This window comes from uncultured Microscilla sp., assembly GCF_947493425.1.
Classification (GTDB): domain Bacteria; phylum Bacteroidota; class Bacteroidia; order Cytophagales; family Microscillaceae; genus Microscilla.
Genome location: NZ_CANLRP010000551.1, coordinates 1 through 353, shown reverse-complemented (window position 1 = coordinate 353; position 353 = coordinate 1). Strand labels below are relative to the sequence as shown.

Genomic DNA, 353 nt, shown 5'->3' with positions numbered 1-353 from the left:
CAAATAATAAGGTCAGGGTTTTTGTCATGGGTACAAGAGGTTTATTTTTTTTGCTTTGCCTGGCGGTATTTGTCGGCTTGCATGTCCTTTTCGAGGGCTTGCAGTTGATCTACCAACGCCCACAAGGTATCGTTAGGTACACCCCCCGGCAATTTTTCCAGACTTTGCAAGTGGCGTTTTACTATAGCAAAGGCTTCGGCGGGGGTGCTTGCCTTTTCGGTCAACTCTAGGGTATATATTCTAAAGTCTGCCGCCAGCTTTTGGCGAACCCGCACAAGGGTGGTCTCTAATGCTTCTTTATACGCCTTGATCATTGCCTGCACCTCCATGGGGTAGTCGCCCACTTGCCCCGG

Annotated in this window: 1 protein-coding gene; it reads right to left on the bottom strand. The window is 49.6% G+C overall.

The features are described from left to right. Positions 1-41: 41 nt before the first annotated feature. Positions 42-353: hypothetical protein (locus Q0954_RS34630; RefSeq protein WP_299466840.1), on the bottom strand; the 312-nt coding region annotated here is incomplete at its 5' end.